Source organism: Burkholderia sp. R-40, from assembly GCF_049942845.1.
Classification (GTDB): domain Bacteria; phylum Pseudomonadota; class Gammaproteobacteria; order Burkholderiales; family Burkholderiaceae; genus Burkholderia; species Burkholderia ambifaria.
The window spans coordinates 1,069,976-1,096,274 of the sequence record NZ_CP187969.1 but is presented as its reverse complement, the minus strand read 5'-3'; the positions used below and the strand labels follow the sequence as shown (position 1 = coordinate 1,096,274).

Below are 26,299 nucleotides of genomic sequence, written 5' to 3'. Positions count from 1 at the left end.
GGTTTCCGTGTACCGCAGACGCGGTCTCGACTTTGGATCGGGATTTGCGTCGAAGGCGACTGCGATGGTCTGACCGACAGCCGGCTTAAGCGATCCGGATGGATCGCCAAGCCCAGCATGTGATGTGCGCATGACGTCAGGGGCAGCCAATTTCGACTCCGCGCGTCCCCTTTTCCTACGACATACATTCACGCGGCCGCATGTTTAACTCATGCCAGAGCGGATCGGGCGTATTCCGGATCCGAGCGGCGCGCACCGTGAATTTTCATGACGCAAATCGATGCTTCCATGCGTTGCGTCGTGCTCGACGCACCGCCCTTGTAGCGTTGACGAACCGGCCATCGGAGCGTGAACCGGGGCGCGCCTGGCTGTCGCGCCCGTTTCGCTCCACGTGAAGATTGCCGGCGCATCGCCATGGCAACAATGACTGGAACTTGAATGGTGAAAAACGCCGAACACGTGAATTCCCGCAGCGCGATCTCCCGCGCGCCGGCAGCAAGCGAGCCGTTCGAGACCCCGCTCGCATGCGCCTGATCTGTTTTCCCTATGCGGGCGGCTCGGCCGCCGTTTATCGTGCGCTGCAAGCGTTGTTGCCCGGCATCGAAGTGTGCCGTCATGAACTTGCAGGCCGGGGCAGCCGCCTGTCCGAGCCTGCCGCACGCGAAATGTCGACGCTGATCGACGCGTTGCTGTGCGACCTGGACAACTGCTTCGATCGTCCCTTCGCACTGCTCGGACACAGCATGGGCGCGGCTATTGCCGTCGAACTGGCGCTGCGGCTTCCCGCCCGGGCGCAACCGAATCTGCGGCATCTGTTCGTGAGCGGGCGCGCCGCACCTGGCAGGGAGCGGCCGGTGCGACGCATGCAGGCGCTGGACGACCGCGCCTTCGTCGATGCACTGCACGAGATGGGCGGCACACCGAGGCCGGTGCTGGACAACAGCGAACTGATGGCGCTGCTGATGCCGGCGCTGCGTGCGGATTTCACGCTGATCGAAAACTACCGGCCCGTGCCCGGGCGCCGGCTCGCGGTGGACATCACCGCGTTCGCGGGCCGCGCGGATGAACACGCCCCGGTTGATGCCGTTGCAGGCTGGGGCGCCGAGACGACCGGGCACTTCGATTTTCATGTGATCGAAGGCGATCATTTCTTTATGAGAAGCGAAATGCGGGCGATGGCCGGCATCATCGCGGCGCGCCTGCGGCGCACGGAACACGTTGCGTGGAGCGCACTGCAAGCATGACGGGCCGATCCTCGCGACCGGCGTGCCGGCCGGTGCCGTGATCGTCGAATGAAGAGGCTCGCGCGTTATCGGCTTCCATGCCGGCGCCGCGGGCCGGTCAAGCATGCGTGGAGGCCGCGCGTCGCTTCCTTGCGCGCGATACTTGGAGTGCAATTGTGCAACGTAATCGAAAACGCATCCTCGTGACAGGTGGCGCGGGTTTCCTCGGTTCGCATCTTTGCGAGCGGCTGGTCGAACTCGGTCACGACGTATTGTGCGTCGACAACTATTTCACCGGCACGAAGCAGAACGTGGCCGCACTGCTCGGCAACCCGAGCTTCGAGGCGCTGCGCCACGACGTGACCTTTCCGTTGTACGTGGAGGTGGACGAGATCTACAACCTCGCCTGTCCGGCTTCGCCGATCCACTATCAATTCGATCCCGTGCAGACCACCAAGACCAGTGTGATGGGCGCGATCAACATGCTGGGGCTCGCCAAGCGCACGCATGCACGCGTGCTGCAAACCTCGACGAGCGAAGTGTACGGCGACCCCGATGTGCATCCGCAACCGGAGAGTTACCGGGGCAACGTCAACCCGCTCGGGCCGCGCGCCTGCTACGACGAAGGAAAACGTTGCGCGGAGACCCTGTTCTTCGACTATCACCGCCAGCAAAACGTGCGAATCAAGGTGGTCCGCATCTTCAACACGTACGGGCCGCGCATGCATCCCAATGACGGCCGCGTGGTGTCCAACTTCATCGTGCAGGCGCTGCGCGGCGAGAACATCACGCTGTACGGCGACGGCAGCCAGACCCGGGCGTTCTGCTATGTCGACGATATGGTCGACGGTTTGATCCGGATGATGGCGTCGCCCGCGGACCTCACCGGCCCGATCAATCTCGGCAATCCGCACGAGATCGCGATCAGCGAACTCGCGCAGATCATTTTGCGCCTGACCGGCTCGACGTCGCGGCTCGTATTCCGTCCGCTGCCGAAGGATGATCCGACACAACGTTGCCCCGATATCGGCCTCGCACGCGCCCACCTCGACTGGGCGCCGACGGTCGGGCTCGAAGCCGGGCTGCGGCGGACCATCGACTATTTCCGCTCGACCGTGCCGACTTGACGCCGCGTCCAAAAACCACGCGTCGATGGTCGGGAGGCGATGGCATGACGTCGTGACGTTGCATGGCCTGTGTCCCATTTTTACGTGACAGACGTGATAGGGAGGACATGCTCCAATCACGCCATTGGCCGGGATGAAGCGATTCTCGTGCGCCAGTGTCCATCAATCCGCCTCGCAAGCCGGCTCTCCGCGCATGGAAAAACTCGAGTATCTGAAGCATGTCGAATCGAAGGCACGGACCTACGCGACATCTTTCCCACGGCTGTTTACCCATGCCAAAGGCGTACGCGTACGCGACTCCGACGGGCAGGAATACATCGACTGTCTGTCGAATGCAGGTACGCTCGCGCTCGGACACAATCACCCGGAAGTCAATGAGGCCGTCATGCGGTTTCTGTCGTCCGATCAAATGCAACAGGCACTCGACCTGGCAACGCCGGCAAAGCACGCGTTCGTCGAGAAGCTTTTCTCGCTCCTGCCCGGGAAGATCGCCGAATCCGGCAAGATCCAGTTTTGCAGTCCCAGCGGCGCGGATGGCGTCGAAGCGGCTGTCAAGCTGACCAAGCACTATACGGGCCGCTCGACGATCATGGCGTTCCACGGCGCCTACCACGGCATGACGGCCGGCGCACTCGCCGCATCGGGAAATCTCACGCCCAAATCGGCCGGCGGCAACGGACGCGACGTTCATTTCCTGCCGTATCCGTATGTGTTTCGCTGCCCGTTCGGCACCGATGGCTCGGCGACCGATCAACTCAGCATCAACTACATTCGGACCGTCCTGTCCGATCCCGAGAGCGGGATAACCAAACCGGCGGCAATCATCGTCGAAGTCGTGCAAGGCGAAGGCGGCTGCATCCCCGCTTCCGACGCCTGGTTGATCGAATTGCGCGACCTGACGCTTCGGCATGAAATCCCGTTGATCGTCGACGAAGTGCAGACCGGGCTCGGTCGAACCGGCGCCCTGTTCGCCATCGAACATTCCGGCATCCGGCCGGACGTACTGGTGTTGTCGAAGGCATTCGGCGGCGGCTATCCGTTATCGGTGGTGGTCTATGACGAGCGCCTGGACACCTGGCCGCCCGGCGCGCACGCCGGCACCTTTAGAGGCAACCAGATTGCGATGGTGGCCGGCTTGTCGACCATGCAGATCGTCGAACGGGACGGCCTGTCGGCGCACGCGGACAGAGTGGGCAAACTGCTGGTTGCCGGCCTCGAAAGGTTGGCCGAACGCTTCCCGTGTCTTGGCCAGATACGCGGCCGCGGCCTGATGATCGGCGCTGAAGTCGTCGTACCCGGCACGAACGGCCAAACCGGCCCGACCGATGCGGCACGGGCGAAAGCCATCAAGCTGAACTGCCTGCGAAACGGACTCGTGATCGAAACCGGCGGCCGCAACGGCGCGGTGCTCCGATTCCTGCCGCCGCTGGTCGTTTCGGAAGCGGACATCTTCGAAATCCTCAATCGCTTCGAGCATGCCGTGGAAACGGCCTGCCGTGCCTAGCCGCACGGCGGCGCGACCCTGCAGGCCGACCGGTCCGGGTTGCGCCGCGATCCTCGTTCAGAAAAGGACCATTGACGATGCTGGGCATGACGGAACGCAAGCTGCTTGCCGAGGGGAGCTCTCCGTGGCTGCTGGAGCCTGCGTCGAACGCACGCGCGAACGGGCACGATCTCGTGCTGGCGGTGAACGACAACCGGGTGGAACTCGAATCCCGGCTTCTGGAACAGGGTGCGCTGCTGTTTCGCGGCTTCGACGTTTCATCCGTGCGCGGCTTCGAAGCGTTTGCCAACGCGATTTCGGCCCATAAGTCCGACTACGTCTATCGTTCCACGCCGCGCACCTCGATCGGCAACGGCATCTTCACCGCAACCGAGTATCCGCCGAGCGAGACAATCGCACTTCATTGCGAAAACGCGTATCAACGAAGCTGGCCGCTGAGAGTTGCATTCTGTTGCCTGACGCCGGCCACGACCGGCGGCGAAACGCCGATTGCCGACATGCGGGAGGTGAGCCGCAGGATCGGGCCGCGCATCATGGAGCGCTTCGAGGCGAAACGGGTGCGCTACGTGAGGCACTACCGGCGGCATGTCGACATTCCGTGGGAAACCGTCTTTCAGACCTGCGACCGCAGCGAGGTTGCGGCCTTCTGCGCGGACAACGACATCGAGCTCGAATGGCTCGACGACGACACGTTACGCACCGTACAGATCAATCAGGGCGTGGCCTACCATCCGGTCACCCGCGACAGGGTGTTCTTCAATCAGGCGCACCTGTTCCATATCTCGAACCTGGAAGCATCGCTCGCCAGTTCGATCGTCAGCCTGTTCGGCACTGACCGAATTCCGCGCAACGCGTGCCATGGCGACGGGAGTCCGTTCGATCTCGCCGACATCGAGCAGATCCGCAACGCGTTCCGCGAATGCGCGATCACGTTTCCATGGCAACGAGGCGACGTGCTGCTGGTCGACAACATGCGCTTCGCGCATGGCCGCAACCCGTTCGAAGGCGAGCGCAAGGTCGTCGTGTCTCTGCTGGACCCGTACTCCCCCGACATCGAAGGAATGGCCGGTCGTTAGCAGGGCCGCGCGCGCAAATTAAAACCCGTATTGATCCAGTGCGCGAAACGCCGTGTCCATGGATTACGGGGCAGACGTCGGGTTGGAGCGGTGCTCTAATTTCATGCCATCCAATTCAAGAAGCAAGCTTGGCGGGATCGTCGCAACGGGTCCTGAGGAATTCAACGTTCAGCAGACAACGAAGGTCGAGATGCTTCCCGATACAAAATTCAGGACTGTTACAGAAATTTTCATATTTCGCGGCAAGGTCGAACCGGAGAAGACGGCATTCATTTTTCTCGAGAACGGCGAATCGGAGCGGGCTCGACTCACGTTCGGCGACCTGGACAAACGCGCGCGCGGCATCGCCGCCAGGCTGCAGGGCATGGCGCAACCGGGCGATCGCGTCCTGCTGGTCTATCCGCCCGGCCTTGAATTCATCTGCGCATGGGCGGGATGCCTGTACGCCGGCCTGATCGGCGTGCCGGCCTATCCTCCGCGCCGGCATCGTCCCGCCGATCGTCTGAAGGCCATCGTCGCCGACGCTAGCCCGGTCGTCGCGCTGACCGACGCAGCCACGCTCGACGGCATCGCGCATCGCGCGGATGGCTATTCCGACACGCTGGAACTGAAGATCCTTGCGACGGACCAGGGCTTCGACGCACCGGCCGACCAATGGCGCGCACCGGACATCACGCCGCAGACGCTGGCGCTTCTGCAATACACGTCGGGCTCCACCGGTACGCCAAAAGGCGTGATGATCAGCCACGCGAACATCCTGAGCAATATGGCGGTCATCGCCGAGGCGAGCGATGCCGATGCGTCGACGGTGTTCGTCAGTTGGCTCCCGGTGTTTCACGACATGGGTTTCTTCGGGAAGGTGCTGCTGCCGATCTATCTCGGTGTGCCGGCAGTGCTGATGGCGCCCGCGGCGTTCGTGCAGAAACCCATCCGCTGGCTGCAGGCAATCACGAAGTATCGCGGCACGCATTGCGCCGCGCCGGATTTCGCGTACGACCTATGCGCGCGCAAAATTTCCGATGAAGCCCGCGCGCAGCTGGATCTGAGCAGTTGGCGCGTTGCATTCAACGGCGCGGAACCGGTGCGCGCGGAGTCGGTGGCGCGTTTTTCGCGTGCCTTCGCCGCATGTGGCTTCCACGCGCACACCATGCGCCCAGTCTACGGCATGGCCGAGGCGACCTTGTTCATCTCCGGTCAGCCGGCACGCTCGCTGCCGCTCGTGGCCGACTACGACGCCGACGGCCTCGCACAAGGCGTGGCGACGAGAAGCGACGGCGGCAAGCGCCACGCGCTGGTGTCATGCGGCCGGGCCTGGGCAGAGCACCGCCTGCAGATCGTGAATCCGGATACCGGCGAGCGCTGCCCGCCCGACCGGATCGGCGAAATCTGGGTGACGGGCCCGAGCGTCGGCGTCGGTTACTGGAACCGCGTCGACGAAACGGAGCACACGTTTCGCGCGAAGCTCGATGGCGATGATGCGCATTACCTGCGCACGGGCGATCTCGGCTTCGTCGATGGCGAGAACCTCTTCGTCACCGGCCGTCTCAAGGACCTCATCATCGTCGCCGGGCGCAATCACTACCCGCAGGATCTCGAGCAATCCGCCGAGGGCAGCCACCCCGCGCTGGCGCCCAACGCGTCGGCGGCTTTCTCGATCAACGTCGATGACGTGGAGCGGGTCGTTATCGCATGCGAAGTGCGCCGGGAAGCGCTCAACACGCTGGACGCGGAAGCCGTCGCCGCGGCGATCCGGCGCACGCTCGCCGAAGCGCATGACGTCGATCTGTATGCGGCGATCCTGTTGAAGCCCGCCACGATCCTGCGCACGTCCAGCGGAAAAATCCAGCGGCGCCGAATCAGGCAAGCGTTCCTCGATGAACAGGGGCTCGCGATCGCGGGCGAGTGGCGGCGTTCGTTCTCCGCGGCGTACGCGCCCTCCACGGCCGCGCTACGCGACACGCAAGCGCTGGTGCAATGGTGCGTCGAGCGTGTCTCGCGTCTGTCGGGAATCGATGCCGGCAAGATCGACCCCGACGCGCCGTTCAGCATCTACGGGCTCGATTCGAAGGACGCCATCATGCTGTCGGGCGAGTTGCAGGACTGGCTCGGGCTGCCGGTCTCGCCTACCGTCGTCTACGATTTTCCGAGTATTTCCCTGCTGGCGCGCCATTTGAGCGGTATCGGGAATGCCGTGCCGGACCACGCGCCCGGTTCCGCCGCAGCACGCGCGGATATCGCGATCGTCGGCATGGGATGCCGTTTCCCCGGCGCCGGTCATCCCGACGCATTCTGGCAGCTTCTGCTGGAGGGCCGGGACGCGGTCGGCGCGTCGAAGAAGCGTGCCGGCGACCTTCCGCCCACCGGACTGCTGGACCAGGTCGATCTGTTCGATGCGGCGTTCTTCGGCATCAGCGCCCGCGAAGCCGAATCGATGGATCCGCAACAGCGCCTGCTGCTCGAGGTTGCGTGGGAGACGCTCGAGCATGCGGGGATCGCGCCCCTGCGTCTCGCCGGCGGACGCACCGCGGTCATCGTGGGCATCAGCAATTCGGACTACATCCGTCTCGCGCAGGAAGAAGTCGCGGATGTCGGCCCTTATGTCGCGACGGGCAATGCGCTCAGCGTCGCCGCCAACCGCATTTCCTACACGCTCGATTTGCGCGGCCCGAGCTGGGCGGTCGATACCGCGTGTTCGTCCTCGCTCGTCGCGGTTCACCACGCGTGCCGCACGCTGCAGCGCGGCGAGGCCGATGCGGCGCTGGCCGGCGGGGTCAACCTGATTCTGGCACCGCAATTGAGCGACTCCTTCACGCAAGCGGGCATGCTTTCGCCGGATGGCCGATGCAAGGCGTTCGATGCGGCAGCCAACGGCTATGTACGCGGCGAAGGTGCGGGTATGGTGCTGCTCAAGCGTCTCGACGATGCGCTCGAGCACGGCGACACCGTGTACGCCGTGATCCGCGGTTCGGCGGTGAACCAGGATGGACGCAGCAATGGCCTGACCGCGCCGAACGGCCCGGCCCAGCAGGCCGTGATTCGCGGTGCGCTGCACGATGCCGGCGTACGCGCGCAGGACATCGGCTTCGTCGAAGCGCACGGTACGGGAACGCCGCTCGGAGATCCGATCGAATTGAACGCGCTGGCGGCCGTCCTGAGCGAATCCCGTCGGCCGGACGATCACTGCTGGATCGGTTCGGTCAAGACCAACATCGGCCATCTGGAATCGGCGGCGGGCATCGCCAGCCTGATCAAGACCGCCCTTGCGCTACACCATCGCGCCATTCCGCCGAACCTCCATTTCCGATCGATCAATCCTGAAATCGCGCTCGACGGCACGCTCTTCCGTATTCCGCAGCAGGTCACGCCCTGGCATTCGGAACACGGGCCGCGCATGGCCGGCGTGAGCTCGTTCGGCTTCGGCGGCACCAACGCGCACATGATCCTGTCCGAAGCGCCACGGCCCGGCGAGATCGAAGCCGACCCGGCGGCGCCCGCGGCGCGCGTCGTGACGCTCTCCGCGCGCACCCCCGAAGCGTTGCAGGCACTGGCGGCGTCCTATGCGGCGTATCTCGACGCCCATCCCGGGATCCGCGTGCGGGATGTCGCGTTCACGGCAAATACCGGGCGCACCCACTTCACGCGGCGCGCGGCCATCGTCGCATCGAGTCTCGATACGTTGCGTTCGCAACTGGATGCCGTTTCGGCCGGCGAGGCCGCCGAAGCGCCGCCGGCGGTGACGTTCCACTTTTGCGCCGACGAAGGCGGCAGCGACGAGGCGGTGCGGCAATTGCGTTCGGCCTGCCCCGCTTTCGGCGCGCTGATGCAGCGGCAATCGGCGGTGTCCGACGCGCCCGCGGTCGATTCCGCCGAAGCCGGGTTCACGGCATTCCAGCGCGCGCTCGCGCAACTGTGGATGTCCTTCGGCATCACGCCGGGCGCCGTCAGCAGCACGGGCGACGGGCATCGCGCCGCGGCCGCGTTTGCTGACGTGCCGCAGGCGCCGGACGGCGCTGCGGCGGGAAGCCACGGCATCGTGATCGAAATCGGCGCGCACACGGCCGCGTGGGACACGATCCTGCGCACGCTCGCCGAGCTTTACGTACGCGGCGCGTCCATCGACTGGGATGCCGTGGAGCAGGACGCCCCGCGCCGCCGGCTCGCGCTGCCCACCTATCCGTTCGAGCGTCGCGCGTTCTGGATCAGTCCACGTGCGCCGCGGCATCCGTTGCTCGGGCGTCTGATGGAGCAGCACGCACATGCGCCGGCCACGTGGATCTGGCAGTCGCGTCTCGACGCGCCGGCCACCACCTTTCTCGGCGGTCATCGCGTCAACGGATCGCCCGTGCTGCCCTATTCCGCCTATGTGGAAATGGCGCTGGCGGCGACGTCGGAAATCGGCGCCGTCAGTCATACCACGTTGAAGGACCTCGCACTGCATGCGCCGTTGCCGCTGCATCCGCATGCATCGCACAGCGTGCAGACCGTGCTGAGCCGCCGGTCCTGGGGACCGTTTTCGTTTGCCGTCTATCACCGGATCGAGGACACCCGCGCCGCCGCGTCATGGCAGATATGCGCGAGTGCCGAAATTCACGAATCGGATCGGAGCCACGCATGAAATTCGGCCTGATGTTCTTCGCCAGCAGTGAAGAGGCGTTGTCCGGCAACAAGTACCAGCTCGTGATGGAAAGCGCCCGTTTCGCCGATGCGAACGGGTTTTCCAGCGTCTGGGTGCCGGAGCGCCATTTCACCGAATTCGGCTCGCTGTACCCGAATCCCGCTGTCCTGCACGCCGCACTCGCCGCGGCCACCCAGCGCGTGAAGCTGGTCGCGGGCAGCGTGGTCGCAGCGCTGCACAACCCGATCCGGATCGCGGAAGAGTGGTCCATGGTGGACAACCTGTCGAACGGCCGCGTGGGCGTGTCGTTCGCGTCCGGATGGAATCCGGACGACTTCGTGTTCGCCCCGGACAAATATGCGACCCGGCACGATGAGATGCTGACCACGATGCGCGCCGTCCAGCATCTGTGGCGCGGCGGGTCGCTGGATGCGCGCAACGGCGTCGGCAAACCGGTGCAGTTGCGCATCTATCCGACGCCGGTGCAGCCGGAACTGCCCGTCTGGGTGACCGCCGCGAGCAATCCGCAGACCTTCGTGCGCGCCGGTGAAGTCGGCGCCAACCTGCTGACCCACGTGCTCGACCAGGATCGGGACCAGCTCGCGCAGAAGATCGCCCTCTACCGCGCGGCGCGCGCAACGCATGGCTTCGATCCGGCGGCCGGCACCGTGTCCGTGATGCTGCACACGTTCGTCGGCGACGATGCGGCGCGGGTGCGCGAGCAGGCGCGTGCGCCGTTCTGCAACTACATCCGCAGCAATATCGGGCTGTTGAACGGGCTGGCGCAGAGCCGCGGCCAGTCGGTGGACGTGCGCGCGATGGGCGCGCGCGAACTGGACGAGTTCGTCGAGTTTCTCTACGAACGCTTCGCGCAATCGCGCGGCCTCATCGGCACGCCGGAAACCTGCGTCGAACTGGTGCGCGATCTCGAGTCGATCGGCGTGGACGAAGTGGCCTGCCTGCTCGATTTCGGTCCGCCGGTCGAGCTGATCCTCGGCAATCTTCCGCAGTTGCGTCGGCTGCGGGAGCTGTGTGCCCCGAGGCAATCCGCCGCGCCGACGAGATTCGATGCCGCCGCGGTGCAGGCCCGCTGCATCGAAACGACTTCAGGCGCGGACTTCAATGGCGAAGTCCGGCAGCACGGCGTGCAGATCGACGGCGTGTTCGACGCGATCCAGCAGATCTGGCGCACGGCCGGCGAGGCGCTCGGGAAAATCAGCCTGCCGGCCGACTCGCTGGCATCGTCGCAATACCAGGTGCACCCCGCCTTTCTCGACGCGTGCAGCCGCGTGCTCGCCGCCGCGATCGATCCGGCCGCGCTGGAGGCGGGCGACCTGTACCTGCCCAGTTCGATCGGTGCGGTACGGGTTCATCAGCCGCCGTCGTCAACGGATGCATGGAGTCACGCCACGCTGCGCAAGCCGATCGGGCAAGGCGCGCTGGAGGGCGATATCCGCGTCCATGACCTCGCCGGGCGACTGCTGATCGAGATCGATGCGCTGCGGTTGCAGCATGTGCGTTCCGCGTCCACCGTCGAGCGGCACGACTTGTCCGCGCTGCTCTATCAACGCGTGTGGAGACCGTCGAGCGTCGACGCGGCAACCGGCGCGTCCGCGCAGGGCGAGTGGCTGATTCTCGCGGACCGCGGCGGCGTCGGCGCGCAACTGGCCGACCTGCTGGAAAGCGCGGGCGATACGTGCACGCTGCGCTTCGCCGACGCGACGCCGGAACTGCCCGCGCCCGACCGGCCGCTGAAGGGCATCGTTCACCTGTGGAGTCTCGATCTCGCGCCGGCCGACATCGCGGCGAGACGGCGTGCCAGCGCGAGCGTGCTGCAACTGGTCAGGGCGCTTGCGTCACGCGCACCGGCGGCGCGGCAGCCACGTCTGTGGCTGGTGACGTCGGGCGCGATGAACGTGCTGGACGGCGAATCGACCGCCCCGGCGCAGGCGCCCCTGTGGGGATTGGGGCGGGCGATCGCCGTGGAGCATGCGGCGCTGTGGGGCGGGCTCATCGACCTCGATCCCGCGCAGCCGTCGGCGGCGCACATCGTGCAGGCGGTACAGGCCGGCGGCCGTGAAGACATGATCGCGTTTCGCGGCGGACAGCGCTACGTCGCGCGTATCGCCCGCGACAATCGCGAATTCGTCAGCCACCGTCCGATCCGATTCCACCACGACGCGACCTATCTGGTGACCGGCGGGCTCGGCGGGCTCGGCCTGCGGCTCGCGTCCTGGCTTGCCGCCAACGGCGCCGGCAAGGTCGTGCTGCTCGGGCGCGGCGCGCCCTCCCCCGCGGCCGAAAAAATCCTGAGCACGCTCGACGCGCGGTTCATTCGCGCCGACCTGTCGCGTCGAGAGGACGTCGCGCAAGCGCTCGGTGAAATCGCGCATTCGATGCCGCCGCTCAAGGGGGTCTTTCACCTCGCCGGCGCGCTGGACGATGCGCTGCTCACGCGCCAGGACGACGATTCCTTCCATCGCGCCGGAAGCGGCAAGGCCGATGGCGCGTGGTATCTGCACGAGCTGACGGCCGACCTGCCGCTCGATCATTTCGTGCTGTTCTCGTCGATGGCCGCGCTGATCACCATGCCGGGCCAGGGCAACTACGCGGCGGCGAACAGCTTCCTCGACGCCCTCGCGCAGCATCGGCGCGCGCACGGAAAACCGGCGCTCAGCGTGAATTGGGGGCCGTGGGCGGAGATCGGCCACGCCGCGACCGACTATGGACGGCGCGCGCACGAACAGCTGGCCGCGCTCGGTGTCGGCACGCTGTCGCCCGAACTGGCCATCGCGGCGCTGGAACGGCTGATGGCGTCCGGCGTCGCCCAGTCCGGAGTGGCGCGGATCGACTGGCCGACCCTGTTCCGGGTCGATGCGCCGGCCGCCGGGTCGGCGCTGTTTTCCGAGCTGGCGCAACCGGCCGCGCAGCCTGCGCAGCAAGAGACGGCATTGCTGCGCCAACTGCATGCGTGCGCGCCGCGCGAGCGGGTCGAGCTCATCACCGACACGCTCGCGAAGATGCTGGCCGAGACCCTTCGTCTGTCCGGCCCCGACGCCATTGATGCCGAGCAATCGCTGCTCGATCTCGGTCTGGATTCGCTGGTCGCGCTCGAACTGACCGACCGCCTCAACAAGGTGTTCGGACGACCGTTTCGCGCGACGCTGTTCTTTTCCTATCCGAACCTGCAAACGCTCGCCCAGTACGTTCTCAACGAACTGTCGCCGTCGCTCCCCGCGCCTGTCGTCGATGAAGCATCCGACGACCTCGACGAGGACGACCTTTCCGAACTGATCGCCCAGGAGATCGGCGCCCAATGAACGCCAAGGCCACGCATGCACTGAAAGCCGCGCTCGACGAACTGCGCCTGCGGCGCGCGGAGATCGCGGCACTGCGTTCGGACCGCAACGAGCCGATCGCCGTCATCGGCATGGCTTGCCGATTCCCCGGCCAGAGCGATACGCCGTCCGCGTTCTGGCAATTGCTCGATCACGCGCGCGATGCCGTCGCCGAAGTGCCGGGCGAACGCTGGGACATCGATCGCTATTACGACCCCGATCCGTCCACGCCCGGCAAGATGGCGACCCGCCACGGCGCGTTTCTCGAACGCGTGGATGAATTCGACGCGGCGTTCTTCGGAATCGCGCCGCGCGAAGCCACTTACCTCGACCCGCAGCAAAGGCTCCTGCTCGAAGTGGCCTGGGAAGCGCTCGAAAACGCCCATCTCCCGCCCGAACGCTTCAGGCAGTCCGCCACGGGCGTGTATGTCGGCATTACCTGCTTCGACCATGCGATCCAGGTGTCCAATGCGGCGACGCCGTCGAGCAGCTACGCCGGCACGGGCAGCGCGCTGAACATGGCCGCGGGCCGCTTGTCGTTCGTGCTGGGCCTCACCGGCCCGAGCATGGCGATCGATACCGCCTGCTCGTCGTCGCTGGTCTGTCTGCACCTGGCCTGCGAAAGCCTGCGCTCGCGCGAAAGCAACATGGCGCTTGCAGGCGGCGTCAACCTGATGCTCTCGCCCGAGGTGATGGTCAGTTTCTCGCAAGCGCGCATGCTGTCGCCGGACGGCCGGTGCAAGACCTTCGACGCGGCGGCAGACGGCTATGTGCGCGGCGAAGGTTGCGGCATGGTGGTGCTCAAGCGCCTGTCCGACGCGCTCGCCGATGGCGACCGCGTGCTCGGTATCGTGCGTGGCACGGCGGTCGATCAGGGCGGTGCGGGCGGCGGGCTGACCGTGCCGAGCCGCGATTCGCAGGAACGGGTGATCCGTCGCGCGCTGAATCAGGCCGGCCTCGTGCCCGGCGACGTCTCCTATGTCGAGGCCCACGGTACGGGGACGTCCCTCGGCGACCCGATCGAGGTCGAGGCGCTGGCCGGCGTCTACGGCCCCGGGCGCGACGCGGCCGAGCCGCTCGTGATCGGTTCGGTCAAGACCAATATCGGGCATCTGGAGTCGGCCTCCGGCATCGCCGGCCTGATCAAGGTGTTGCTGGCGTTCGAGCATGACAGGATCCCGGCGCATCTGCATTTCACGCAGCCCAATCCGCATACGCCGTGGCAGGACATCCCCATTCGCGTGGCGGCCGACCCGGTCGCGTGGCGGCGCGGGGAACGCAGGCGAATCGCCGGGGTGAGCGCGTTCGGATTCAGCGGCACCAATGCGCACGCGATCGTCGAGGAACCGCCCGTCGCGCCGGCCCACGCCGCGCAGCGCGCGCTGCTGCTGCTGTCGGCCCGGTCCGAAGCGGCGCTCACGGCGCTCGCGCAACGCTACGAGCGCGCGATCGCCGGCGCGACGCCGCGGGAACTGGCCGCCATCTGCCGAGCCGCCGCCACGGGGCGAGCCCATTATCCGTTTCGCGCGGCCTATGTGTCGGGCGTGAGGGAACCGTCGGCGGCAGCGGCACGCACGGGCAAGGCGTTGCGCATCGGCTTCATGTTCGGTGCGCCGGACACCGGCGTCGCACGCGAACTCCACGCGTCCGAACCGCTTTTCCGCGACGCCTTCGCGCGGTGCTCGGTGCCGCTGGCGGCACTCGATACCGACGAGGGCCGCTTCGCGATCCAGTTCGCGTGGGCGGAACTGTGGAACGCATGGGGCATCCGCCCGTCCGTCGTGTCGGGACACGGCGTCGGAGAATATGTCGCGGCCTGCGTGGCGGGGGTCATCAGCGTGGCCGACGCGCTGCGCGTCGTCGCAGCCCGGTCGGATGCCGACGCGTTGCGCGCCGCGCTTCAGGACATGCCCCTCGCACGGCCCTCGGTCCGCCTGGTTTCCGGCTGCCTCGGCACCGACGTGACCGACGAGGTCACGCATCCCCAGTACTGGTTGCAGCTTGCCGAGTTGTCGAATCGACCCGAAGCGCAGGCCAACGCGCAGGCCGAAGCGCCGCCCGCGCCGGAGGGGCTTGCCGACGGCTGGCTGCCGCCGCCATGCGCCGGCGATGCACTGGAGCGCGCACTCGCGGCGCTGTATGTGCAGGGCGCGCAGTTCGACTGGAACGCATTGTTCCCGGTGCCGGCCCAGCCCGCCACGACCCTGCCGAACTACCCGTTCGAGCGGCAGCGCTTCGGTCTGGAGAAAACGCCGTCGCCCATCGTCGGCATGGATGCCGGCAGCATCGCGGAAGCGTTGCGGCACCTCAAGACGTCGGGCAAGTACTCTGAGGACGTGCTGAACGCCTTTCCGGACCTGCTTCAGACTGCGTTCGCTCCCGCCGGAACCGCTGCCCCGAACGCCCACCCGCTCTATCACGTCGCATGGGAGCCGCAACCCGCGTTGCCGGAGGCCCGATTCGCCGCCGACGCGTCGCCGTGGCTGATTTTCGCGGACGAAAGCGGTGTCGGCGAGCGGTTCGCCGACCTGCTGCGCGCGCGCGGCGCATCCTGCTCGCTGGTGCGCCCCGGCCCCGACCATGGCGGCGGCGCGGAAGCGGGCTGGCAAGTCGCGCCCGAGCGGCCGGATCATTTCGTCCGCTTGCTGAACGAGACTGCCGCCCCGGGCCAGCGCATCGTGTTTCTATGGGCGCTGGACGAAGCCGTCGGCGCGTCGCGCATGGCCACCGCCCTGCTGCACCTCGTGCACGCGTTGGTCGGCAGCGAGCGCGATTGGGCGTCGTCGACCCGCCCCAGGATCTGGGTGGTCACGCGCGACGCGGTGGAAGCCGGCGAATCGCCCCGCGTATCGGGGCTCGCACAGGCTGCGTTGTCGGGGCTGGCGCGGGGCGCGATGATCGAGCATCCGGAATGGTTCGGCACCTCGATCGATCTCGATCCGGCCGCGCCGGAGGACGAGACGCAGGCGCTGCTTCAGGAAATCCTCGGTGAAAGCCGTGAAGAGCTGGTGGCGTTGCGGCACGACGTGCGCCATGTCGCGCGCCTGAGCCCACTCGCGCCCGCCGAAACGGCCGCGCTGCGGGTCGACCCGGAAGCGGCCTACCTGATCACCGGCGGGTTCGGCGCGCTCGGGCTGCACACCGCCCGGTGGCTGGCGGCACACGGCGCACGCACGCTGATCCTCGTCGGCCGACAAGGGCCCAGGAGCGACGAGAGCCGGCAGGCGATCGCCGAGCTGCGCGAGCGGAACCTATCCGTGCGTTGCGAGCGCCTCGATATCGCCGATCCGGTGGCGGTCGCCGATTTCTTCGCCGCGCTCCGGCGCGACGGCGTGCCGCTGCGGGGCATCGTGCACGCGGCCGGCATCGTCGGCTACAAGCCGCTGATGCAGGTCGAGCGCGAGGAACTGGAAGCTGTCCTGCAACCGAAGGTCGCGGGCGCCTGGCTGCTTCATCAGCACAGCGAACCGTTCCCGCTCGATTTCTTCATCCTGTTTTCGTCGATCGCGTCCGCGTGGGGTTCGCGCGACCAGGCGCACTACAGTGCCGCGAACCGATTCCTCGACGCGCTCGCGCATCATCGCCGCGGCCTGGGCCTGCCGGCCCTGAGCGTGAACTGGGGGCCGTGGGCGCAAGGCGGCATGACGTTCCCCGAGGCGGAAGCGCTGCTGCGGCGTGTCGGGATCCGCTCGCTGGCGGCGGATCGCGCGCTCGACGTGCTGGATCGTCTCCCCGCCGTGCCCCAGATCGCGGTCGTCGATATCGACCTGGCGCTGTTCCAGGGCTCCTACGAGGCGCGCGGACCCAAGCCGTTCCTCGACCGCGTGCGGGTGGCCGCAGCCGCGCCAAGCGCGCTGGCGATGCCCGCGTTGAGCGACGCCTCACCCCGCGAGCGAAAGCGCCTGCTGGCGGACAGCATCGATCGCGCGGTGGCCCAGGTGCTCGGCTTCGGCGCGGCGACGCTGGACCGCGACCTCGGCTTCTTCGAGATGGGCATGGATTCGCTGATGGCGCTGGATGTGCGCACGCAGCTCGAGAAAGTACTTGGCATCCCGTTGTCGGTCGCGCTGTTGTTCGATCATCCGACGGTCAATGCCCTCGCGGATTTCCTGGCGGAGCAGTCGTCCCCCACGGCGCCGGACGCGAGCGCGGCGCCGGCGCAGGCCGTGCCGTCGCAGCCGGCCGCGCCAGCCGTTGCGCCGCGCGAGCCCGGCACGCCGGAACCGATCGCGATCGTCGGCATGAGCTGCCGGTTTCCGGGCGCCGCGCACGATCTCGACGCCTACTGGCGGCTGCTGAACGACGGCGTGGATGCGATTTCCGAAGTGCCGCGCGAGCGCTGGGATGTCGACGCGTACTACGATCCCGATCCGGAAGCGCCGGGCCGGATGGTCTGCCGCTTCGGCGGTTTTCTCGAAGACGTCGATCAGTTCGATCCGGCGTTTTTCCGGATCACGCCGCGCGAAGCAGCCGCGATGGACCCGCAGCAGCGCCTGTTGCTCGAAGTCAGTCACGAAGCGCTGGAGCACGCCGGCATTCCCGTCGACAGTCTCAAGGGCAGCCGGACCGGCGTCTTCGTCGGCATCACCACCAACGATTACGCGAATCTGCAGCTTCGCAACGGCGGCGGCAGCGGCATCGACGGCTATTTCTTCACCGGCAATCCGCTCAATACGGCGGCCGGCCGCATCTCCTACGGGCTCGGTGTGCAGGGGCCGAGCATGGCGATCGACACCGCGTGCTCGTCGTCGCTCACCGCGATCCATACCGCCAGCCAGAATCTGCGCAGCGGCGAGTGCGATCTCGCGATCGCGGGCGGCGTCAACCTGATCCTGTCGCCGGACAACTCGATCGCCGTCTCGCGCACGCGGGCGCTGGCGCCGGACGGCCGCTGCAAGACCTTCGACGCGGCGGCGGACGGCTTCGTGCGCAGCGAAGGCTGCGGCGCGCTGGTGCTCAAGCGCCTGTCCGATGCGCTCGCCGCGGGCGACCGCGTGCTGGCCGTGCTCCGCGGTTCGGCCGTCAACCACGACGGTGCGTCGAGCGGCTTTACCGCGCCGAACGGCCGCGCGCAGGAAGCCGTCATCCGCCAGGCGCTGGGCGGGCTTCCCGCCGCCTCCATCGATTACGTGGAAGCGCACGGCACCGGCACGCCGCTGGGCGATCCCGTCGAGGTCGAGGCGCTGGCGACGGTGTTCGGCGCCGACCGCGGCAACGGCCGGCCGCTGCGCATCGGCTCGGTGAAAACCAACATCGGCCACACGGAATCCGCCGCCGGTATCGCGGGGGTCATCAAGGTCGTGCTGTCGCTGAACCACGACCGCATTCCCGCCCACCTGCATTTCCGCCAGCCGAGCCCGCTGGTGCGGTGGGACGCGCTGCCGATCGAGGTCTGCGCCGAGGCGAGCGCGTGGCCGCGCGGCGAGCGGCCGCGGCGCGCCGGCGTCAGCGCGTTCGGCGCGAGCGGCACCAATGCGCACCTGGTGCTGGAAGAAGCGCCCGCGCCGGTGCGGCAGGCGACGCCGTCGAAGCACAAGGTGCATCCGCTGGTCCTGTCGGCCAAGACGCCGGCGGCATTGCGCGAGCTTGGCCGGCGCTATCAGCGGCGGCTCGAAGCCGAACCCGGTCTCGATATCGCGGCCGTGGCCTTTTCGGCATCGACCGGCCGCTCGCATTTCGCGCATCGGCTGGCGCTGCCGGTGACGTCGCTCGAGGACGCCATCGAAAAGCTGCGCGCGTTCCAGGCGAAGGAACCGGCCGACGCGGCGCAGCCCCCGCGGGTGAAGATGGCGTTCCTGTTCACCGGTCAGGGCTCGCAATACGCCGGCATGGGCCGCCGTCTGTACGACGCCTATCCGGTGTTCCGCGACGCCATCGACCGCTGCCGTGCGGTGGCCGATCCGCTGCTCGACAAACCGTTGCTCGAGGTGCTGTCGGCCCAGAACGACGATATCCACCAGACCGGCTACAGCCAGCCGGCGCTGTTCTCGCTGCAGTTCGCGCTCACCACGTTGCTGGCGTCGTTCGGCGTGGTGCCCGACGCCGTGATGGGACACAGCGTCGGCGAGTACGCAGCGGCTTGCGCGGCCGGCGTCTTCTCGCCGGAAGACGGCCTGCGGCTGATCGCCGAACGCGGCCGGCTGATGCAGGCGTTGCCCCGCGACGGCGAGATGGCGGCCATCTTCACCGACCTCGCCACGGTCGAGCGCGTGATCGAAGCGTGGCCGCACGAGGTCGCGGTGGCGGCCGTCAACGGTCCGGCCAGCATCGTGATCTCCGGCAAGCGCGAGCGCATCGCGACGCTGGTCGAAGCGTTCGCGGTGCTGGACATCCGGTCCGTGCAGCTCAATACGTCGCACGCGTTCCACTCGCCGCTGGTCGAGCCGATGCTGGACCGCTTCCAGGCCGTGGCAAAAGCAGTACGCGCCACGCGCCCGGCGATCCCGTTCTATTCCAATCTCACGGGCGCCGTGATGGACGAGGCGCCCACCGACGAATACTGGCGCCGTCACTGCCGGGAGCCGGTGCAGTTCGCGAGCAGCGTCGAGCGCCTCGCCGAAGCCGGGTTCAACCTGCTGGTCGAAATCGGCCCCAAGCCGGTGCTCGTCAACCTGGCCCGCGCGTGCTGTGCGCCGGACGCCGGGATCCAGTTCCTTGCGCTGCAGCGGCCGCAAGTCGAGCAGCAAGCGCTGATCGAAACGCTGTCGAGCCTTTATGCGCGCGGCGTCGATGTCGACTGGGCCCCCACCGAAACACCCGCGCCCACGCGCGTCGCATTGCCGTCCTATCCCTTCCAACGCAGCCGTACCTGGTTCCAGAAAGCGGACATGTCCATGACTCAGACAAGCGCATCACCCATCGCTGCAACGCCGACGCACAACCGTAGCGGCGAGGTTCTCGAATGGCTTCGCGGCAAGATCGGCGAATTGATCCAGGCCGATCCCGCCACCATCAACATCGACCTGCCGTTCCTGGAGATGGGCGCCGACTCGATCGTGCTGATCGAGGCCATCCGGCACATCGAGAAACAGTACGGCGTGAAGCTGGTCATGCGCCGCTTCTTCGAAGACCTGGCGACGGTGCAGGCGCTCGCCGAGTACGTCGCGGACAATCTGCCGGCGGCTGCCGCCCCGGCCGAGCCCGAGGCCACGGCCGAAGCCGGGCTGTCCGCGGTGGCGGTCGCGCCGTCCGAAGCGGCGCTTGCGCCGCTCGCCGCCGCCCCGGCGGAATGGGTGGCGGCCGAAGGCGGCTCCACGGTCGAGCGCGTATTGCGGGAGCAGAATCAGTTGCTGTCCCGCGTCATGGGCCAGCAGATGGAATTGCTGCGCACGTCGCTGACCGGCCAGGCCGGCGTCCGGCCGGCGACGATCGCCGCGCAAGCCGTCGCGAGCGCTGCGAGCGTCGCCAACGTCACACCGAAGGCCGCGATCGCGGCCCCGGCCGCCGGGCCCGCAACGAAGCCCGCGCCTGCAACTGTGGCCGCGGCCGCGGCCGACAATCGGCCGGCCAAGCCGATGATGCCGTGGGGCAGCCCGGTCGAGCAGCGGGCGCGTGGCTTGTCCGCCGTGCAGCAGGAGCATCTCGAAGCGCTGATCGTGCGTTACACGACGCGCACCCGGAAATCGAAGGAATCGGTGCAGGCGTCCCGCCCGGTGCTGGCCGACAGCCGCGCCACGGTCGGCTTCCGGTTTTCGACCAAGGAGATGCTGTATCCGATCGTCGGCGATCGCGCGGCCGGTTCGCGGCTGTGGGATATCGACGGCAACGAGTACATCGATTTCACGATGGGCTTCGGCGTGCATCTGTTCGGCCACACGCCGGACTTCATCCAGCATCAGGTCACCCGCGAGTGGCAACGTCCGCTCGAACTGGGCGCGCGCTCGAGCCTCGTCGGCGAAGTGGCCGCGCGCTTTGCGCGCGTCACCGGTCTCGATCGCGTGGCTTTCTCGAACACCGGCACCGAGGCGGTCATGACCGCCATGCGGCTCGCGCGCGCCGTGACCGGGCGCGACAAGATCGTGATGTTCACGCATTCGTATCACGGCCATGCCGACGGCACGCTCGCCGCGGCGAACGCGGAAGGCGTGACGGAAACCATCGCCCCCGGCGTGCCGTTCGGTTCGGTCGAGAACATGATCCTGCTCGACTACGGCAGCGACGCCGCGCTCGAGGCCATTCGCGGGATGGCGTCGACCCTCGCCGCCGTGATGGTGGAGCCGGTGCAGAGCCGCAACCCGTCCCTGCAGCCCGTTGCGTTCCTCAAGGAGCTGCGCCGCATCACCGAGGAGGCCGGAATCGCGCTGATCTTCGACGAAATGATCACCGGCTTCCGCGTCCATCCGGGCGGCTCGCAGGCCATGTTCGGGGTCCGGGCCGATCTCGCGACATACGGCAAGATCATCGGCGGCGGCCTGCCGTTGGGCGTCATCGCCGGTTCCAGCCGCTTCATGGACGCCATCGACGGCGGCATGTGGACCTACGGCGACCACTCGTTCCCCGCCGCCGACCGCACGGCGTTCGGCGGCACCTTCTGCCAGTATCCGCTCGCGATGGCGGCCGCGCTGGCCGTGCTGGAGAAGATCGAACAGGAGGGGCCGGCGCTGCAGGCGGCGCTCAACGAACGGACCGCGCAAATCGCCGAAACGTTGAATGCGTTTTTCGCGGAGGCCGAGGCGCCGATCAAGGTCACGTGGTTCGGCTCGATGTTCCGCTTCGAATTCACCGAGAACCTCGACCTGTTCTTCTATCACATGCTCGAAAAGGGCATCTACATCTGGGAGTGGCGCACCTGCTTCCTGTCCACCGCGCATACGGAAGCCGATATCGACCGGTTCATCCGGGCGGTGAAGGACAGCGTCGCCGACCTGCGCCGGGGCGGTTTCATCCGGCCTCACTCGAAGTACGGCACGGTGGCCGCGCTGAGCGAAGCGCAACGCCAGCTGTGGATCCTGTCGGAAGTCGAGCCCGAAGGATCGCTGGCCTACAACGTCAACACCACCCTCGAACTGAATGGCCGGCTCGACGAGGCCGCCATGCGCGCGGCCGTGCAGGGTCTCGTCGACCGGCACGAAGCGCTGCGCACCACGCTGACGCCGGACGGCTCGGGCCAGATCGTGCATCCGTCGCTGACGCTACAGATTCCGCTGATCGACACGAACCAGGACGCGTGGCGCGACCACGAAAGCCGCCAGCCGTTCGACCTCGTGAACGGTCCGCTCTTTCGCGCCGCGATCGTGCGCCTGGACAGCACGCGTCACCTGCTGGTGATGACGGCCCATCACATCATCTGTGACGGCTCGACGTTCGGCATCCTGCTCGAGGATCTCGCCCGCGCTTATGCCGGGGCTGCACCGGCCGCGGCGCCGCTGCAGTTCCGCGAGTACCTGAAGCAGCTCGACGGCCAGCGCCACAGCCCGGAAACGAAGGCGAATCGCGCGTACTGGCTGGCGCAATGCGCGCGCCAGACCGAACCGCTGAATCTTCCGCTGGATTACCCGCGGCCCGCGGTGAAGACGTTTCACGGCGCGCGCGTGTCCCTGCATCTGGACGCGGCAGAGGCCGCGTCGCTGCGCACCGCCGCCCGTCAGAACGGCTGCACGCTCTACATGATGCTGCTCGCGGGCTTCAATCTGTTCCTGCACCGCATCGCCGGCCAGCAGGAGATCGTCACCGGCATCCCGGTGACCGGCCGCTCCGTGGCCGGCAGCGATCGCCTCGCCGGCTACTGCACGCATCTGCTGCCGTTGCGCTCCACGCTGCCGGAGCAGGCCACCGTGGCCGGCTTCCTGGCGGGCACCCGCCAGAACCTGCTCGACGCGCTCGAGCACCAGGATTTCCCGTTCGCCGAACTGGTCCGCGAAATCGGCGCGCAGCGCGATCTCAACGCCGCCCCGCTGGTGTCGGTCGTCTTCAATCTGGAACCCGTGTCGGCGCTGCCCGAACTGCCCGGCCTGACGGTCGGCCTGGTCACGCCGCTGATCCGCCATACCGCGTTCGATCTGAACGTCAACGTCCTCGACGCGGGGCAGGCTCTGCTGATCGACTGCGACTACAACAGCGATCTGTTCGACGAGAGCACGGTGCAACGTTTCCTCGGGTTCTACCGGACCTTGCTGACGCGTGTCGCGGACGATGCGTCGGCCGCCGTTGCGCGGCTGCCGCTGACGAGCGATGCAGAGCGGAACCTGCTGACCGTCGAGTGGAACCGGACCGAGACGGATTTCGGTGACGCCGCCGCGCAACCGCTGCACCGGTTGTTCGAACAGCAGGTCGAGCGCTCGCCCGAGGCCGTCGCCGCCGTCTACGACGACGTCGCGCTCACCTACGCCGAACTCAACCTGCGCGCCAATCGCCTCGCCCATCGCCTCATCGAGCTCGGCGTCGCCCCCGATGCCCTCGTCGGCGTCGCGATGGAGCGCTCGCTCGACATGATCGTCGCGCTGCTCGCGATCCTCAAGGCCGGCGGCGCTTACGTCCCCGTCGACCCCGAATACCCCGCCGAGCGCGTGCGCTTCATGATCGACCACGCGCAGCTGCGCTGGCTCCTCACCCAGCAGCATCTGCTTGACGCGCTGCCCGATACCGACGCCCGCGTGATCGTCGTCGATCGCGACACGCTCGACCTCGATGCCGCGCCCGCGTCCAACCCCGCGCCCGCGCTGAGCGGCGAGAACCTCGCCTACATGATCTACACCTCCGGTTCGACCGGCAGGCCCAAGGGCGCGCTCAACACCCATCGCGCCATCACCAACCGCATCCTGTGGATGCAACACGCGTACACGCTCGGCGCCGACGATGCCGTGCTGCAGAAGACCCCGTTCAGCTTCGACGTGTCGGTCTGGGAATTCTTCTGGCCGCTCGTCACCGGCGCGCGCCTCGTGTTCGCCCGGCCCGGCGGCCAGCGCGAGCCCGACTACCTGGTCGAACTCATCGAGCGCGAACGGATCACCACAGTCCATTTCGTGCCGTCCATGCTGCGTGCCTTTCTCGATCATCCGGACCTCGACGTGCACTGCACGTCGCTGCGCCGCGTCGTGTGCAGCGGCGAGGCGCTGCCATACGACCTGCAGCAGCGTTGCCTCGCACGCCTGGACGTCAGGCTGTTCAACCTCTACGGCCCCACCGAGGCCGCCGTCGACGTAACCGCCTGGGAATGCCGGCGCGACGACCCGCACCGCATCGTGCCGATCGGCCGGCCCATCGCCAATACGCGCCTCTATATCGTGGACGCGCAGCTGCAGCCGGTGCCGGTCGGCGTGGCGGGCGAGCTGCTGATCGGCGGCACGCCGGTCGGGCGCGGCTACCACGGTGAGCCCGAACTGAGCGCCGAGAAGTTCATCGCCGATCCGTTCTCTGCCGACCCGCATGCCCGCCTCTACCGCACCGGCGATCTCGCGCGCTACCGGCCCGACGGCAACATCGAGTTCCTTGGCCGCATCGACCATCAGATCAAGCTGCGCGGCCTGCGCATCGAACCCGGTGAAATCGAGGCGGCGCTGGCATCGCATCCGCTGGTCGAGGCCGCGGTCGTGGCACTGCGCGGTGCGGACGATGGCGCGCGGCTCGTCGCATGGCTGCGCTCGTCGCACGCCGAAGCCGAACTGATCGCAGCGGTACGCGGGCACCTGCGGCAACGGCTGCCGGATTACATGGTGCCGTCCGCATTCGTCGTCGTGCCCGCGTTCGCGCAACTGCCCAACGGCAAGCTCGATCGCGCCCGACTGCCCGAACCCGGCGACGGCCTGGACCACGTTGCGCCCGCCAACGCGCTCGAAGCGCAGTTGACGGCGATCTGGCAGGAAGTGCTCGGCCAGGCCCGGATCAGCACCACCGCCAATTTCTTTGAGCTGGGCGGCAATTCGCTTTCCGCGACGAAGGTCGCCGCGCGCATTCGCCGCGACCTGCGGGTGAAACTGGAAATCCGCAGCCTGTTCTCGCACCCCACCATTGCGAGCCTCGCGAAACGCATCGCGGATACGCAGCCGATCGACTACGCGCCGGTGACGCCGCTGCCGGCGCAGGAACATTACGCACTCTCTCCCGCCCAGACGCGGCTGTGGGTCCAGGATCGCCTGAATGGGGCGCAAGCCGGCGGGCCGCTGCCCACGTCCCTGCTGTTCGAGGGGGTGCTGGACGTGGACGCGCTCGTGCGGGCGTTCCGTGCATTGAGCGAACGGCATGAAATCTTGCGCACGCGTTTCGTGCTGTCCGGCAATCAGCCGGTCCAGCAGGTGCTGCCTCCGGGCGAAGCCGCATTCCCGGTCGATGTCATCGATTTGCAGGAAGCCGAGGACCGCGATGCCCAGGCCATGTCGATCACCGCGCGCGAACGGCTCGCGCCGATGGATCTCGGCACCGGGCCGCTGTTCCGCGTCAAGCTGCTCAGGCTCTCCGAAGTCCGCCACGTCTGCATCTGCACGATGCATCACATCGTGAGCGACGGCTGGTCGACGGAGGTGCTGCTCGACGATCTGTCGACGATCTATGACGCGTTGGTCCAGCGTCGCGACAATCCGTTGCCCGCGCTCTCGATCCAGTACAAGGATTACGCCGGCTGGCTGAACCGCCTGCTCGCCGGGCCGGACGGCGAACGCATGAAGGAATACTGGCTGACCAGGCTGGGCGGCGGCCTGCGCGCGCTGGAACTGCCGGGCGACGTCGAGCAGCCGGCCGCGCCAAGCTGGAAAACCTGGCGGTTCGAGCTGCCCGCCGCCGAGACGACGGCGCTGGAATCGCTCGGCAAACGCCACGGCGCGACCTTGTTCATCGCGCTGCTGTCCGCGATCAAGGCGCTGTTCTACCGCCGCTCCGGCCAGGAGGACATCGTCGTCGGCACGCCGGTCGCGGGCCGCGAGCTTCCCGAACTCGAGTCGCAGGTCGGCCCCTATCTGAACGTGCTGGCGCTGCGCGATCGCGTCGCCGGCGACGATCGTTTCGATACGCTGCTGACCCGGGTGCGGGACACCACGCTCGAAGCGTTCTCGCACCCGCTGTATCCGCTGGATCGCCTGCTCGATGAACTGCGCATCAAACGCGTCGCGGGACGCAATCCGCTCTTCGACATCGGGCTGACGCTGCAGAACCAGCGACAAGGCGCCGTCGATCGCTACGCGGGACAAGTGCGCATCGCCGAGCTGCCGGACCACGACCTGCAGGGTGCGGACACGGAAGCCGCGACGGACTTCTGGTTCCTGGCCGAGCCGCGCGCCGAGGGCCTCGCGATCCGCGTCGTCTATCACGCCGGGCGGTTCAGCGAGGCGCTGGTGCAAGGCCTTGCCAACGAGCTGACGTCCGTCATCGGCGAAGTGCTGGCCAATCCGGGCGTTCGCATCCGGAACCTGACCTTGGGACAACCCGTGCTGCAGGCCGAAGCCCGCCAGCCCACCGTCGAACTCAGTGCATTCTAAGGAGCCTTCG

General features: G+C 67.4%; 7 protein-coding genes. All 7 read left to right on the top strand.

The window, feature by feature from the left end:
* Positions 1-524: 524 nt before the first annotated feature.
* The 7 genes from ACP26O_RS33420 to ACP26O_RS33390 all read left to right on the top strand — a co-directional run bounded on the left by ACP26O_RS33420 (position 525) and on the right by ACP26O_RS33390 (position 26,289).
* Positions 525-1,244 carry a thioesterase II family protein gene (locus tag ACP26O_RS33420; RefSeq protein ID WP_175666238.1) on the top strand — a complete coding sequence of 240 codons (720 nt, stop codon included), beginning with the start codon at positions 525-527 and terminating at the stop codon, positions 1,242-1,244.
* Between the two features lie 155 nt (positions 1,245-1,399).
* Complete coding sequence (locus tag ACP26O_RS33415) at positions 1,400-2,350, top strand: UDP-glucuronic acid decarboxylase family protein (RefSeq protein ID WP_175666239.1); 951 nt, start codon at positions 1,400-1,402, stop codon at positions 2,348-2,350.
* A 193-nt stretch (positions 2,351-2,543) separates the two neighbouring features.
* A complete protein-coding gene (locus ACP26O_RS33410) occupies positions 2,544-3,854 on the top strand; it encodes a diaminobutyrate--2-oxoglutarate transaminase family protein (protein ID WP_175666240.1) in 1,311 nt (436 codons plus the stop codon).
* A 77-nt stretch (positions 3,855-3,931) separates the two neighbouring features.
* Complete coding sequence (locus ACP26O_RS33405; RefSeq protein ID WP_175666241.1) at positions 3,932-4,930, top strand: TauD/TfdA family dioxygenase; 999 nt, start codon at positions 3,932-3,934, stop codon at positions 4,928-4,930.
* A 190-nt stretch (positions 4,931-5,120) separates the two neighbouring features.
* Positions 5,121-9,545, top strand: coding sequence for a beta-ketoacyl synthase N-terminal-like domain-containing protein (locus tag ACP26O_RS33400; RefSeq protein WP_175666242.1), 4,425 nt, complete (start codon positions 5,121-5,123; stop codon positions 9,543-9,545).
* On the top strand, positions 9,542-12,865 hold the full coding sequence (locus tag ACP26O_RS33395) for a type I polyketide synthase (RefSeq protein WP_175666243.1): 3,324 nt from the start codon (positions 9,542-9,544) through the stop codon (positions 12,863-12,865). The genes ACP26O_RS33400 and ACP26O_RS33395 overlap by 4 nt, the downstream gene beginning before the upstream one ends.
* A complete protein-coding gene (locus ACP26O_RS33390) occupies positions 12,862-26,289 on the top strand; it encodes a non-ribosomal peptide synthetase/type I polyketide synthase (RefSeq protein WP_175666244.1) in 13,428 nt (4,475 codons plus the stop codon). The genes ACP26O_RS33395 and ACP26O_RS33390 overlap by 4 nt, the downstream gene beginning before the upstream one ends.
* Positions 26,290-26,299: the final 10 nt, after the last annotated feature.